The sequence below is a fragment of the uncultured Campylobacter sp. genome (assembly GCF_938015785.1).
Classification (GTDB): domain Bacteria; phylum Campylobacterota; class Campylobacteria; order Campylobacterales; family Campylobacteraceae; genus Campylobacter_B.
This window is the reverse complement of record NZ_CALLWC010000028.1, coordinates 1-12,215: the sequence shown is the minus strand read 5'-3', so window position 1 is coordinate 12,215 and position 12,215 is coordinate 1. Positions and strand designations below refer to the sequence as shown.

The window sequence follows — 12,215 nt, the reverse complement described above, 5'->3', positions numbered from 1 at the left end:
TCATCCTTTCAGGTATTTTTCTATCAAATTTAAAACCAAATTGCGCAGGCTCGCATCATAGCCGCTCATCGCGCCGCTTACCTCGTCTATTAGGCGCTGCTTGTAGCTTCTAGCGCCCGCAAGTCCGAGTAAATTTACGAAGGAATTTTTCGCGCCGTCCGCTCCTACGGGCTTGCCTGCGCTTGCTTCGTCGCCTGTGGCGTCAATGATATCATCCTCGATCTGAAACATAAGCCCTAATTTCAGGCCGATCTTATAAAGCTCATGCGCGAGCTCGTCATTTAGCCCGCCGATTATGGCGCCTAGCTCAAACGCCGCGGCGATGAGCGCGCCAGTTTTATGTAGATGCAAAAACTCAAGCTCGCTTTGCTTTAGCGGGCTGTTTTCAAAACGGCAATCGATCGCCTGACCCAGTACCATGCCGCTGCTGCCTGCGTTTCGCGCTAGAGTTTTAATGCATTTTATCTTGATCTCATCGCTTAAATTTGCGCTCGCGGCGATCAAAAATGCGTCTGTATTTAGCGCGTCGCCCACTAAAATCGCCGTGACCTCGTCGTATTTTTTATGCAGGCTCGGCCGCCCGCGGCGCAGATCTGCATCGTCCATCGCGGGCAGATCGTCGTGGATAAGCGAGTAGGTGTGGATCATCTCAAGCGCCATCGCGATCGCCAGCGCGCCCTCAAAGCGCCGCTCATCCACCGCCGAGACGACGCCTAGCAGCAGCTGCGCGCGAAAGTGCTTGCCGCCCGCTTGCAGCATGTAATTGAGCGCCTCCTCGAAGTACGGATGAAAGCTCGGCGCCTTCAGCTCATTTTGTTTCAAGTAGTCTTTAAATTTTTCTAAAATATCCATCAAATTCCTATCGCATGGTTGGGCTTTAGAGCTGCTTTTTACGCGCTCGTTCGGCTGCTTTTCTTTGTTTGTACTTATCAGTTTTTACGCTCATTTCGCTTGTCGCGTTCGCACTTTGCGTTACCCGTTTTAGGTATCTGGCTACCCTTGTGCGTCGTTTAAATTTTATCTTTTTTATGTTCGCGCAGAGGCGAAACGATCGAAACACGTCGCGACCGTCGCTTGTAAATTTTAAACCCCCTGATCGGCTGTTTCGCGAAATTTAAAACTATAAAATTTTAAAATTTTATCCGACCGGTCTGTTTAAATTTACCGCCTCAGCCCTTATCGCCGAGCAGATTGCCTAGGCCGCCGAGCCCTCCTAGCATGGACGCTGCGGCGCCTTTCTTTTCGTTTTCGACAAGTTTTATCGCGTCGCCTATCGCTGAGATTAGCAGGATCTGCAAGCTCTCTTTATCGCTAAAAAGGCTATCGTCGATGCTTAAATCAAGCACCTCGCCCGCGCCGTTTAGTCTGATGGCGACCATGCCCGCGCCCGATTTTACGGTAAATTCCTTGCGCGCATTCTCCTCCTCGATCTGCTTAGCCTTGGCCTGCATCTGATCGAGCATCTGCCCCATTTTCGAAAAATCCATTCCTTCAAACATCTTTACTCCGTTATTTGGTTTTTTTCGTTTACCTGCACGATTTTAGGCTTGAAGCTTCTTGCTTTTTTGGCGCTCATCTGTGCGTAAGCCACGATGATGACGACGTCGCCGACGCAGACTTTGCGCGCGGCTGCGCCGTTTAGGCAGATCTCGCCCTTTTTCTCACCGCGGATCACGTAGGTAGCGAAGCGCTCGCCGTTATTGACGTTTAGGATCTCTACTTTTTGGTATTCGCAAAGCCCCGCAGCCTCGATGAGCTCGGGCCCGATCGTAATGGAGCCTACGTAGTTGAGGTTGGCGTCCGTCACGCGCGCACGGTGGATTTTGCTTGATAAAATTTCGATTTTCATTGGCCATCCTTTAAATTTAGTCTAAATTTGACTCACCTCGCGCCGTGACGAGCTCGCTTACGACCTGTTTGTCGCTGAAAGGATGCTTCATGCCCTTGATCTCTTGGTAGGTCTCGTCGCCTTTGCCCAAAATAGCGATCATCTCGCCGTTTTTGGCAAGATCTAGCGCGCGCGCGATAGCCTCTTTGCGATCTGCGATCTTTAAAATTTTATCTTTTCGGCGCATACCGGTGCAAATTTGCTCGATTATTTCGTCGGGATCCTCGCTGCGCGGGTTATCGCTCGTAACGATGCAGATTTTAGCAAAGTGCTCGGCGATAGCGCCCATTTTCGGACGCTTACCGTGGTCGCGATCGCCTCCCGCGCCGAAAACCGCGATGATCTCGCCGCTTGCACGCAGCGCGTTTAGCACCTTTTCGATGCCGTCTGGGGTATGAGCGAAATCGACGATTACAAGCGGATTTTTATTTACGATCTGCACGCGACCCTCGACGCCGCCGAAGTTTGTCAGAGCTTTTGCGATCTCCTCGTTCGGCAGCTTAGTTAGAATTTTAACCGCCGCAAACGCCGCAGTAAGGTTGTAGAGATTAAACTCGCCGATGAGATCGCTTTGCAGCTGCGCATTATCGCCGTTTGGAGTGTGCACGAGCGCGTCGATACCGCCCTTTAGCCCGTATCCGCTCACGCTGAAGCTCGCGGCGTTTTTGATGCCGTAGGTAAGGGCGTTTGCGGGGTTAAATTTAATGTGCCCATCGTCGGCGTTTATGAGCTTTGGCGCGTCGTCGGCGAAAAACGAGCTCTTGACTGCCGCGTATTCTTGCATGCTGCCGTGATAATCGAGATGATCTTGGCTTAAATTCGTAAAAATTTTAAGCGCAAAATTTAACCCTTCTATGCGGTTTTGCGCAATTGCGTGTGAGCTAACCTCCATGACGAAGTACTCGCAACCCTGCTTGCTGGCTTCGTAAAGATAGCTCATCGTCTTAAAAACCGAGCTCGTCGTAAGCCCTTTCTCGTCGATTCTGCGCTCGTTTATGAAGGCACCGCGCGTGCCGCTTAAACCGCAGCTAAAGCCCAGATCCAGCAGCGTCGAATAGATCGCCGCGGCGGTCGTGGTCTTGCCGTTGGTGCCCGTGATGCCAACGATTTTGATACGCGGATTAATATTTAAAAGTTCCTTTGCTTGCGCGATAGAGATGATCTGCGCGCCTTTTTGCGCCGCTTCGGCTTGGAATTTAGCGTTCGCGCTCGTGTGCATAAAAAAGCAGCCCGCCTCGCACTCGGCGGAGTTGTCGGTGATAAAGCTATTTTCGAGTCGTATTTTCATGATTTTTGATTTTTTGTATCAACGCTTCGAAGCGCTCATCGCCTGCGTACGCAGCAGCCGAGCTCTCGACGTAATTAAGCCCCATTTCGTAGTAGCCGTTTTCTATCAAATTTTCTAAAAATTCTATCATCTCGCTTTTGTCCGAAATAGCGATTTTGGAGGAAAAAATGATCGATTCGAAGGCGTCTTTAAAGCCCTTTTGACCTACCGCTCGCATAAAATCGGCATAGGCGATAACGGCGATCTCATCCTCGGCGCCGGGTTCTGAGGCTGCTTCGTTCGCGATTTTTTCGTTGATGGAATTTAAAATTTTAAAAAGCTCCGCGGTTTGAGTTTTGGGGCTAAGGTTATAAAAATCAAAGAGCATAAGCGCTTCTTCGCGGTCTGCCAGCGCGGTCTGGCAAAGCTCAAGCAAAAATAGAATTTCCTCCTCGCCGCTTTTTTCGTAGGCGAGTGAAAAATACAGCTTCGCAAGCTCAAATTCTCCGCGCGAAAAGGCTTTTAGCCCCAGCTTTTTATAATTCAAACTCTTCGCCTTCGGGGATGTTTACGACGCTAAGCTCGGGGTGAATATCCATGCGAAGATGGCGCTCGACGCCGTATTTTAGGGTCTGCGCACTTGCGGCGCAGCCGTGGCAATGCCCGGTAAGGCGGACATAGACGACGCCGTTTTTTATGCCTAAAAGCTTCATATCGCCGCCGTCGTTTTGCAGCATCGGTCGGATTAACTCCAAGCTATCTTGTACCGGGGCCAGAAGCTCTTCGTCTGTAAATGGTATCATTAAAATTCCTTATTTTAGTTTTGGCGCATTATATCCAAAAGCGATAAAAAAAGGCTTATCGCGGAGCGAAATTTAGATGAAAATTATATCAGGCCTATCGGGCACGACGGAATTTTAAAATACGGCTTCGGTCTGTCGGAATTAAATTTAGACGGCTAGAGCGGGGCAGTCACAGGCACGATGAAGAGCACTTTGCAAGCAAGATGGGAGTCGAATACATCGCTGCGATTGTGGTCTAGGATTCAGCGATTTAAATTACTAAGGTGGATGCCACGTATTGAGAACAGATGAAATTTCATAAAATTTTTAGGTTTTGCAAAGCTTTTTATGCGGACTATAAATAAAATTTACACGCACTTTTTGTGTTTTAAATTCTAACAAAACGGACTAAGACGCCTTTGGGTTAAACTATGATGCAGGATAAATTTTAGCGATATTGGAGAATGTGGGCTTAATGCTCGGTTGCGATCTTTACGTCGATGCTAAGCCGAAATAAGAATTTAGTGGTGCGGACCTGAAATTTGGCGCGGCGGTTTCGTATGTCGCTCGGCACTCGCACTGAAAGTGTCATAAAAAAGCTCGGATTCCAGTATAGCGGTTTTCATTACAGCTAGGTAAAGAAAAGATCCGAGCGGCGTATGTTTGAAACAGCGATATTCTACATGGGTTAAATGCCGATGAAAAGAGGAATTGCGCATAAATTCCAAGCGCCGCGGCTATCGCGCGTGCAATCACGGTAAAATTTCTATCGGCGTGCCGATTTTTACGTGCTCGAAAAGCTCGTCCATATCGTCATTGACGAGCGCTATGCAGCCCTCCGTCCAGTCGCCGAACGCTGCGATACTCTGCCCTAGGTAGCTGAATTTATTCGGTAGCCCGTGGATTTTGATATCGCCGCCTGCGCTCTTGCCGAGGGATTTTGCGTGCGCTACGTCGGCTTTGTTCGGATAGGAGATGCCTAAATTTAAATGATACGCCGAGTTTGGATTTTTGCCGTTTATAGTGTAGTTGCCTTCCGGGGTTTTGCCGTCGCCTTGAACTTCTTTATGCCCTTCGGGCTCGCGTCCAAGGGCGATTTTGTAGCTTTTCGCGATGCCTTTTGAGGTTAAAATTTCAAGAATTCGTTTGGATTTATAGACGCGGATTTTAGAAATTTGCTCGCCGTCCAATGCTTGCTTTAGCGGAATTTCGGAGTTGATCGTTTCGATATTTTTATAGCTAAGATAATTGTTCAATGCCCATGCCAAGCCCGTAGCTACGATAATAAGCGGAAGTAAAATTTTAAATTTCATAGAAGAAATTTCGGGAGTGATCCCGAAATTTTATTTGCTGATTAGCTCGATATAAGCCATCTCTGCGGCGTCGCCCTTGCGAAGGCTGGTTTTGATGATGCGAGTGTAGCCGCCGTTTACGCCTGCGTATTTTGGGGCAATCTCGGTGACCAGCTTATTTGTCGCAGCCTTATCCTGAAGCGCCGCGAAAACAAATCTATGCGCCTCGCTGTCGCCCTTGCGCGCGCGAGTGATCAGCTTCTCTGCGTAGCTTCTTAGCTCTTTTGCCTTAGGAAGCGTGGTTTCGATCTTGCCGCTAGTAACTAAAGCGATGGTTAAATTTTTAAGCAGGGCGGCACGGTGAGACGAAGTACGCCCTAGCTTCCTATATCCGTGATTATGTCTCATTTATTGTCCTTCATTCTTTTGTCTTTGAGCCTTCAGCTCATCAAGCTTGCGTTTTAGCTGCTCTTTTTTATCGCCGAGCTCTTGGTTGCCGATAGGATAACCGATCTCCTCCATAACGGCCTTGATCTCCTCAAGCGATTTTTTGCCTAAATTTTTAAGATCTTTAAGCTCACTCTCCTCCATAATCGCTAGCTCGCCGATAAATCTAATATCGGCGCGATCTAGGCAGTTGAAGCTTCGTGCGCTTAAGCTTAGATTGCTAACGCTCTCAAAAAGCTTTGCAAACTCGGAATTTGCAGGGATCGCTCTACCGAAAGTATCTGCTGCGCTGATGTTTACGATGCCTTTGAAAACCGCCAGCTGCTGATACATCGCTTCAAGCGCATTTTTAAACGCATCTATCGCGCTGATCTGGCCGTCGGTAGTGATCGTAAAGACCACCTTTTCGTAGTCGGGATTATCCTCTACGAATACGTTTTCGATATCGTAAACGGCCTTGGTTACCGGGGTAAAAAACGCATCCAGCGCGATAAAATCAGAGTCTAAATTTTCTCTGATCTCTTCGCTTGGGACGTAGCCGATGCCCTTTTCGATGATGAGCGTAAATTTAAGATCGGCATCCTCGTTTATCGTAGCCAGATAAGCACTTGGATTTACGATCTCTACGGCGTCGTTATTTAGGTCGCTGCCGTAAATTTCTTTAGGTCCTTTAAAGCTGTATTCTACGACCTCGCGTAGGGAATCGCCCTTGATTTTAAACCTTAAGCCCTTTAAATTTATGATAAAAGCCGCCATATCCTCAAGCATGCCGCGCATGCTGTCGAATTCGTGGCTTACGCCTTCGATTTTAACCGCAGTCGGCGCAAAGCCGACCGTGCTCGTATAAAGTAGCCTTCGTAAAGGATGAGCTAGAGTGACGGCATATCCCGTTTCAAAGGGATATGCTATGATTTTAGCAACATTTTCGCTGACATTCTCAACCTTTATTTCAGTTGGCATATGAGCTGATGTTGTGATTTTTCTCATATTAGCACCTACTATTTCGAGTAAAGCTCTACGATAAATCTTTCCTCTACAGGAATAACAACTTCTTCTCTCTCCGGAACTCTAGAAAAAATTCCGTATCTTTTCTCTTTTTCTACGTCTACCCACGCTACGATGCCGGTCTGTGCAGTAAGATCCAGCGCTCTTGAAATTTGCGGGTTATTTTTGCTCTTTTCGATTACTTCGATCTTTTGTCCTGCGCGGACGCTGTATGAAGGGATATCGACGCGCTTGCCGTCCACTAAAATGTGTCCGTGCGTAACGAGCTGGCGCGCAAAGCGTCTAGTCGTAGCAAAGCCCATGCGGTAAACGACGTTATCTAGCCTCTGCTCTAAAAGCTGAACCAAGATCGCTCCGGTGTTACCCTCTCTACGAGCCGCTTCGGCAAATAGTCTGCGGAACTGCTTCTCGCTTACGCCGTACATAAATTTAGCCTTTTGTTTCTCGCGAAGCTGTGAGCCGTATTCGCTTAGTTTAGCGCGTCTTTGTCCGTGCTGACCCGGAGCGTAAGGGCGTTTTAAAAGCGCGCTCTTGCCCGCAAGCCTTCTCTCGCCTTTCATAAATAGATCGACGCCGAGCCTTCTTTCTAATTTTTCAACCGGTCCTATATATCTAGCCATAAATTTCTCCTTTTATAATTACACGCGACGTCGTTTAGGCGGTCTGCAACCGTTGTGCGCAAGAGGAGTGATGTCTTTGAAATATGTAACTTTGATCCCTTCTACGCTGCCTACGCTTTTAACGGCGGTCTCGCGTCCGCTTCCCGGACCCTGAACCTTGACGCCTACCTCTTTGATGCCGTGCTCTTTGGCTTTGTTTAGCGCGTCCTCGACGGCTTGCTGCGCCGCATAAGGGGTGGATTTTTTGCTGCCTTTAAAATTTAAAGCGCCCGCACTGCTCCACGCGATCGCGTTGCCCATCTCGTCCGTTACGGTAATCATAGTGTTGTTAAACGTAGCGGAGATGTAAACTATGCCTTTGGCGATATTTTTTCTGACGGTTTTTTTCTTAACTACTTTTTTTTGTGCCATATCTCAATCCTTATTTAGCTGCCGCGCCGACGGTTTTGCGTTTGCCTTTTCTGGTTCTGGCGTTCGTTTTTGTTTTTTGACCGCGAACAGGAAGGCCCTTTCTGTGTCTTAAGCCGCGATAGCAGCCCAAGTCCATAAGCGCTTTGATATCCATAGCCACTTGTTTGCGAAGGTCGCCTTCGACCATATAGTGCTCTTGGATCTCTTTTCTGATAGCGGCGGCTTCATCTTCGCTCAGATCGGCGACTCTTTTATCGTAAGAAATTCCTGCCGCATCGAGAATTTTTCTCGACGTAAATAAACCTATACCGTAGATATAAGTTAGTCCGTATTCAATCCTTTTTTTCTTTGGTAGATCTACACCTGCGATACGAGCCATAACTTATCCTTGTCTTTGTTTATGTTTTGGATTTTCACAAATAACGTGAACAACACCTTTGCGCTTGACAATTTTGCATTTGTCGCACATTTTCTTAACGGATGGACGAACTTTCATTCCACTCTCCTAAAATTTTCTCCACTTTAAATGCAAACTGCACCTAGGTTTAATGAAATTTCAAAGGCGAAAGTATCAAACCAACTGTTTTCAAAATAGTGGGGATTTTGAAAACACTTCTTCCTACAGTTTAGTCGCAAAATCGCGAGTATATCTAAATTTAACTTTATCCTTACTTATAGCGGTAGGTGATCCTGCCTTTGTCGAGGCTGTAAGGAGTCAGCTCGACTTTTACGCGATCGCCCGGCATTATCTTGATGTAGTGCATCCGCATCTTGCCGGCGATATGACATAAAATCACGTGTTTGTTATCGAGCTCGACCTTAAAAGTCGCGTTCGGCAGCGCTTCTATGACGTTGCCGTCGATCTCTATGACGTCGTCTTTTGCCACAAATTCTCCTTTCTTTTAAATTTAAAAAGGGCGATTATATAGAATTTAAAATTTTAAACAGCTTAAAAGAAATTTAAAATAAGCAAAATTTCAGATTTATTTCGCTACGCGCGCATCGCTTTTGTAGAAGCAAGGCGGCGCCCTTTTTAAAATTTTAGTATAATGGCTCAAAAATTTTAAAGGAAAAACATGAAATGGCAAGACGGCAGACGAAGTTCAAACGTGGAGGATGACCGCGCAAGCAGCATGCGCACGAGCTCCGGCTCGCTTGGGATGCTGATCCCGATCATCAGGTTTTTGCTCGGCTCAAAGATCGGGCGCATAGTGCTCGTAATCAGCGCGGTGGCGTATTTTATGGGCTACAACCCTTTGGCGCTTTTAGACGGAGGCGCTAGCACGCAGAGAGAGCCGACCGATAGCCCGCAGGAGCAAGAAAAGCTCGCCTTCGTCTCGGCGGTGCTAGCCCAAACCGAGGACGTTTGGGGCGAGATATTTAAAAGTGCGGGCGCGCGCTACGAGGAGCCAGGCTTGCGGCTCTTTCGCGATCAAATCGCAAGCGGCTGCGGCTTTGCGAGCGCGCAGACGGGACCTTTTTATTGCCCGAGGGACCATAAAATTTATCTGGATCTCGGTTTTTTTGATGAGCTTGCGAACAAATACAAAGCGGGCGGCGACTTCGCGCAGGCCTACGTCATCGCGCACGAAGTAGGGCATCACGTTCAAAATTTAATCGGCACGCTGGAACAGGTCGCCGCTCTAAAAAGGCGCGCTCGCAGCGAAGCCGAGCAAAACGCGCTTCAGGTCAAAGTCGAGCTGCAAGCGGACTGCTACGCGGGGGTCTGGGCGCATTATCTCGCAAAAGCTGGGCGCGTGCTGGAGGCGGGCGACATCGACGAGGCGCTAAATGCTGCCAGTGCGATCGGCGACGATACGTTGCAGCGCAAATTTAGCGGTCGCGTCGTGCCCGATTCCTTCACGCACGGCACCTCCGCACAGCGCAAAGAGTGGTTTAAAAAGGGCTTGGCGGGCGGAAACCTAAAAGACTGCTCGTTTGAGCCGTAAAGCGCGATATGCAAATTTAACGTGGGGCGAGACGAGACACTATATGACACACACTTGTGTGTAGTACAATATGAAATTTTATTCGCTACATATGTAAGTTCTACGATATCGCGAGTTTTGACGTGTGATCGCCTACGGCGATAGCAGAGGTGACAAGGAGATGTTGGAGTTTGCCGACGAGGCGCATTATAGGGTGTTTGAGTGAAAAAAAGGAAAAGCTAAGACAAAAAAAGAGATCTTGGCTTTTAGTGGCTAAAATGTTGACAGGTAGTTGAACAGCTCAAAGAACTTGTCTTTGGTTTCTTCGTCTATTTTGATTTTGCCTTGCTCGACTTCATTTTTAAATTTGCTTGACATATCGCTTGATTTTGCATTCATTTCAAATTCATTTCTTAGCTCGGCACTAAAAAAATCTTCTATTTCTTTAAAATTTGGATATTTTTCTTTAAATTGTTCATTGATCGGTATTACTATAAATTTATCGTCATTTAACTGTATCATAGCTTGCCCCGCCTTGTCGCCATCTACTAAAAGTAGCGCTCTGCCGTCTTTTGCCGTTCTGGCTAGCGTTTTTAGTTCATTTGCTATTTTTTCTTGAGTAGGCGTAGCAACTGTATTTCTACTATTTTTAGTTTTATTATCCACCTTACCAAGTCCGCTTATCGGTAAAAACAGTAACTTCTCCTCGCTGTTTCGCTCTTTTTCGTACAAAAAATTCATAGCCGTTAGGTAGTTATAGTCTGTTATTCCCTCGACAAATATAAGCTTATCATTATATCCCACCAGACTAAGATATCCTGTGCCGAGACTTCTTTTTATTTCAGCTAAGGTGTCAGCTTCTTGATCTGGTATGATAGAAAAATCATTTATGATCGTGGAGCCTTTGTTATCGGATTTTACTATCTTTATCTCGTCAAGATGGCGAATATCTAAAATATGATTTGAGTGAGTAGAAACGATAAAGGTTATACCGTGTTTTTGTCCAAATTCTTTTAAAAATTGACGAATATCTTTTTGGGCTGGTATGCTTAGGTGATTTTCTACCTCATCTATTAACACTATATCGCCATTTCTTACGTTGTCTTGGTGTAAAAAATTAAAAAATAAGTTGAAAAATTTTTTGAAGCCAATACTTTGCTCACTTAGGCTTATAGGTTCACCGTTTTTGGTTATACCCAATGAAATACTTTCAGCTTCAAATATCACTTCAAATTCATAAATTTCATTATTTACGGTTTTATAATATACCTCATTAAATCTTTTATTTAAGGCATTTTTTATACGTTCGTTTATATCTTTTTCAGCTCTTTTATAAAAACTAGAGGTTCCTTTTTCTCTAGATTTTTCATAGGAGGTTTGTACTCTGGCTATTTCTACATTGGTGGCCTTAAATAGTGCTTGAAAAAAATGACTATTTGCTATGCTGCTGGGCTTTGTTTGCAAGTCTAAATTTTTAATTTCCTTTTCTTGATAAAAAAATATATTTGGCATTTTTCCATCATCTTTTTTAGTTTTATCCATAGCTATAAGGTCGGATGGAATTTTTCTTTTTCTATTGTCATAGGGGTTTATTGATTCATAATATATATCGGAAACATCCTTATCTTCGCAAGAAGTTACGATAAATCTATAGATATTATCTTTATTTGGCTTCTTGTATATTTTTGATTCATTTTCCCGATGATCTTTTAATTCTTTTGTATTATCAAAATTTTCCATTATAACACCAGTGCATTCTTTGGATATTTGCACATATTCGATACTTGCCTTCCCTGCAGTGTCAAAGAAATTTGGCTCATCACCTTTATTTATAGCTCTGCTTTGTAAAGCATATATGGCAGAAAGCACATTGCTTTTACCGACGTTATTTTCGCCTAAAAGGACTATTAGCCCACCATCTTGCGGTATTTTTAGCTCCGCAGGCGCATCTATTCCTATATTTCTATAGTTTGAGATACTGATTTTACGCATTTTTTTCTCCTTTGATATTTAGCTTAAATCCGAGCGCATTATAAAATTGCTTTAATGCTTCCAGTTTTTTATCATTATCATCGCTTAGCTCTTTTTTTCGAGACCTATTATTTGATGTTATTATTTTTTCACATTCGAGTAAATAACTTAAAATGGGATCGAAAATATCGACTTGAGTTAACTTTTCTATGAAATTTACCTTCACTTCGTTGTCCTTTTTTAGTAAATTTGTGATTTGTTGTTTTTTATCTTCGTTGCTTTGATTTTCTGGCATCGATATATTGTTTAATATAAACGATATGGCATCCATTTTATTAATGTCATTTTGGCATACATAGTCAAAAAATCTCAAAATTTTAGAGTCAAATTTATCTCTTTGTCCGATTTCGTATAGCTCTATAAATTTATAAGCCGTAGGGCGGGAAATTTTTAAAAGCTCCGCTAAATCCACCAATCGCAAATCTATCTCTTTTAATCGCTCTCTTAGCAGCTGTCTTTTTACCATTGTCGCCTCTTTAATTTTTTAGAATCATAGCTTATTTTATATAAAATGTCAATATATATTTTACATATTATGTAAAAA

General features: G+C 44.9%; 17 protein-coding genes. 1 reads left to right on the top strand and 16 read right to left on the bottom strand.

Translation table 11 applies throughout. From position 1 onward, the window contains the following. The 14 genes from Q0393_RS03670 to infA form a co-directional block, all read right to left on the bottom strand. A complete protein-coding gene (locus tag Q0393_RS03670) occupies window positions 1-852 on the bottom strand; it encodes a polyprenyl synthetase family protein (RefSeq protein ID WP_298977989.1) in 852 nt (283 codons plus the stop codon). A gap of 317 nt (window positions 853-1,169) precedes the next feature. Then, window positions 1,170-1,499 (bottom strand): YbaB/EbfC family nucleoid-associated protein, encoded by a 330-nt coding sequence (locus Q0393_RS03665; protein ID WP_298977987.1) that lies wholly within the window; start codon window positions 1,497-1,499, stop codon window positions 1,170-1,172. A gap of 2 nt (window positions 1,500-1,501) precedes the next feature. Then, a complete protein-coding gene (gene panD / locus Q0393_RS03660) occupies window positions 1,502-1,849 on the bottom strand; it encodes an aspartate 1-decarboxylase (protein ID WP_005869876.1) in 348 nt (115 codons plus the stop codon). 16 nt (window positions 1,850-1,865) lie between these two features. Further along, a complete protein-coding gene (locus Q0393_RS03655) occupies window positions 1,866-3,176 on the bottom strand; it encodes a UDP-N-acetylmuramoyl-L-alanyl-D-glutamate--2,6-diaminopimelate ligase (protein ID WP_298977985.1) in 1,311 nt (436 codons plus the stop codon). After that, window positions 3,154-3,702, bottom strand: coding sequence for a histidine kinase (locus Q0393_RS03650; RefSeq protein ID WP_298977983.1), 549 nt, complete (start codon window positions 3,700-3,702; stop codon window positions 3,154-3,156). Before Q0393_RS03650 ends, Q0393_RS03655 begins: the two co-directional genes overlap by 23 nt. Continuing rightward, window positions 3,692-3,958, bottom strand: a complete 267-nt coding sequence (locus Q0393_RS03645) for a NifU family protein (protein ID WP_298977982.1) — start codon at window positions 3,956-3,958, stop codon at window positions 3,692-3,694. Before Q0393_RS03645 ends, Q0393_RS03650 begins: the two co-directional genes overlap by 11 nt. 731 nt (window positions 3,959-4,689) lie before the next feature. Further along, complete coding sequence (locus Q0393_RS03640; protein WP_298977981.1) at window positions 4,690-5,193, bottom strand: L,D-transpeptidase family protein; 504 nt, start codon at window positions 5,191-5,193, stop codon at window positions 4,690-4,692. A gap of 87 nt (window positions 5,194-5,280) precedes the next feature. Then, a complete protein-coding gene (gene rplQ / locus Q0393_RS03635) occupies window positions 5,281-5,637 on the bottom strand; it encodes a 50S ribosomal protein L17 (protein ID WP_298977972.1) in 357 nt (118 codons plus the stop codon). Further along, window positions 5,638-6,663 (bottom strand): DNA-directed RNA polymerase subunit alpha, encoded by a 1,026-nt coding sequence (locus Q0393_RS03630; RefSeq protein WP_298977970.1) that lies wholly within the window; start codon window positions 6,661-6,663, stop codon window positions 5,638-5,640. 11 nt (window positions 6,664-6,674) lie between these two features. Further along, window positions 6,675-7,301 carry a 30S ribosomal protein S4 gene (gene rpsD, locus Q0393_RS03625; RefSeq protein WP_298977969.1) on the bottom strand — a complete coding sequence of 209 codons (627 nt, stop codon included), beginning with the start codon at window positions 7,299-7,301 and terminating at the stop codon, window positions 6,675-6,677. Window positions 7,302-7,319: 18 nt separating this feature from the next. Next, window positions 7,320-7,712 carry a 30S ribosomal protein S11 gene (gene rpsK / locus Q0393_RS03620; protein ID WP_177387174.1) on the bottom strand — a complete coding sequence of 131 codons (393 nt, stop codon included), beginning with the start codon at window positions 7,710-7,712 and terminating at the stop codon, window positions 7,320-7,322. A 10-nt stretch (window positions 7,713-7,722) separates the two neighbouring features. Then, window positions 7,723-8,091 carry a 30S ribosomal protein S13 gene (gene rpsM / locus Q0393_RS03615; protein ID WP_298977967.1) on the bottom strand — a complete coding sequence of 123 codons (369 nt, stop codon included), beginning with the start codon at window positions 8,089-8,091 and terminating at the stop codon, window positions 7,723-7,725. 3 nt (window positions 8,092-8,094) lie between these two features. Next, window positions 8,095-8,208, bottom strand: coding sequence for a 50S ribosomal protein L36 (gene rpmJ, locus Q0393_RS03610; RefSeq protein WP_005869855.1), 114 nt, complete (start codon window positions 8,206-8,208; stop codon window positions 8,095-8,097). 172 nt (window positions 8,209-8,380) lie between these two features. Then, window positions 8,381-8,599: a translation initiation factor IF-1 gene (gene infA, locus Q0393_RS03605; RefSeq protein ID WP_005869854.1), complete on the bottom strand. Its 219-nt coding sequence runs from the start codon at window positions 8,597-8,599 to the stop codon at window positions 8,381-8,383. A 189-nt stretch (window positions 8,600-8,788) separates the two neighbouring features. On the opposite strand from infA, the gene Q0393_RS03600 reads away from it, so the two are divergent. After that, the gene (locus Q0393_RS03600; protein ID WP_298977966.1) at window positions 8,789-9,661 is read left to right on the top strand and encodes a neutral zinc metallopeptidase; all 873 of its coding nucleotides are present in this window, start codon (window positions 8,789-8,791) and stop codon (window positions 9,659-9,661) included. A gap of 252 nt (window positions 9,662-9,913) precedes the next feature. On the opposite strand, the gene Q0393_RS03595 is transcribed toward Q0393_RS03600, so the two are convergent. Together Q0393_RS03595 and Q0393_RS03590 are read right to left on the bottom strand one after the other, a co-directional pair. After that, on the bottom strand, window positions 9,914-11,632 hold the full coding sequence (locus tag Q0393_RS03595) for an AAA family ATPase (RefSeq protein WP_298977964.1): 1,719 nt from the start codon (window positions 11,630-11,632) through the stop codon (window positions 9,914-9,916). Then, window positions 11,625-12,137, bottom strand: a complete 513-nt coding sequence (locus tag Q0393_RS03590; protein WP_297897588.1) for a hypothetical protein — start codon at window positions 12,135-12,137, stop codon at window positions 11,625-11,627. Before Q0393_RS03590 ends, Q0393_RS03595 begins: the two co-directional genes overlap by 8 nt. Between the last annotated feature and the right edge of the window lie 78 nt (window positions 12,138-12,215).

What these genes read in the sequence shown, in the direction of transcription:
- Q0393_RS03670 (WP_298977989.1), bottom strand. Translation starts at nt 852, where the DNA reads ATGGATATTTTAGAAAAATTTAAAGACTACTTGAAACAAAATGAGCTG.
- Q0393_RS03665 (WP_298977987.1), bottom strand. Translation starts at nt 1,499, where the DNA reads ATGTTTGAAGGAATGGATTTTTCGAAAATGGGGCAGATGCTCGATCAG.
- panD (WP_005869876.1), bottom strand. Translation starts at nt 1,849, where the DNA reads ATGAAAATCGAAATTTTATCAAGCAAAATCCACCGTGCGCGCGTGACG.
- Q0393_RS03655 (WP_298977985.1), bottom strand. Translation starts at nt 3,176, where the DNA reads ATGAAAATACGACTCGAAAATAGCTTTATCACCGACAACTCCGCCGAG.
- Q0393_RS03645 (WP_298977982.1), bottom strand. Translation starts at nt 3,958, where the DNA reads ATGATACCATTTACAGACGAAGAGCTTCTGGCCCCGGTACAAGATAGC.
- rplQ (WP_298977972.1), bottom strand. Translation starts at nt 5,637, where the DNA reads ATGAGACATAATCACGGATATAGGAAGCTAGGGCGTACTTCGTCTCAC.
- Q0393_RS03630 (WP_298977970.1), bottom strand. Translation starts at nt 6,663, where the DNA reads ATGAGAAAAATCACAACATCAGCTCATATGCCAACTGAAATAAAGGTT.
- rpsD (WP_298977969.1), bottom strand. Translation starts at nt 7,301, where the DNA reads ATGGCTAGATATATAGGACCGGTTGAAAAATTAGAAAGAAGGCTCGGC.
- rpsK (WP_177387174.1), bottom strand. Translation starts at nt 7,712, where the DNA reads ATGGCACAAAAAAAAGTAGTTAAGAAAAAAACCGTCAGAAAAAATATC.
- rpsM (WP_298977967.1), bottom strand. Translation starts at nt 8,091, where the DNA reads ATGGCTCGTATCGCAGGTGTAGATCTACCAAAGAAAAAAAGGATTGAA.
- rpmJ (WP_005869855.1), bottom strand. Translation starts at nt 8,208, where the DNA reads ATGAAAGTTCGTCCATCCGTTAAGAAAATGTGCGACAAATGCAAAATT.
- Q0393_RS03600 (WP_298977966.1), top strand. Translation starts at nt 8,789, where the DNA reads ATGAAATGGCAAGACGGCAGACGAAGTTCAAACGTGGAGGATGACCGC.
- Q0393_RS03595 (WP_298977964.1), bottom strand. Translation starts at nt 11,632, where the DNA reads ATGCGTAAAATCAGTATCTCAAACTATAGAAATATAGGAATAGATGCG.
- Q0393_RS03590 (WP_297897588.1), bottom strand. Translation starts at nt 12,137, where the DNA reads ATGGTAAAAAGACAGCTGCTAAGAGAGCGATTAAAAGAGATAGATTTG.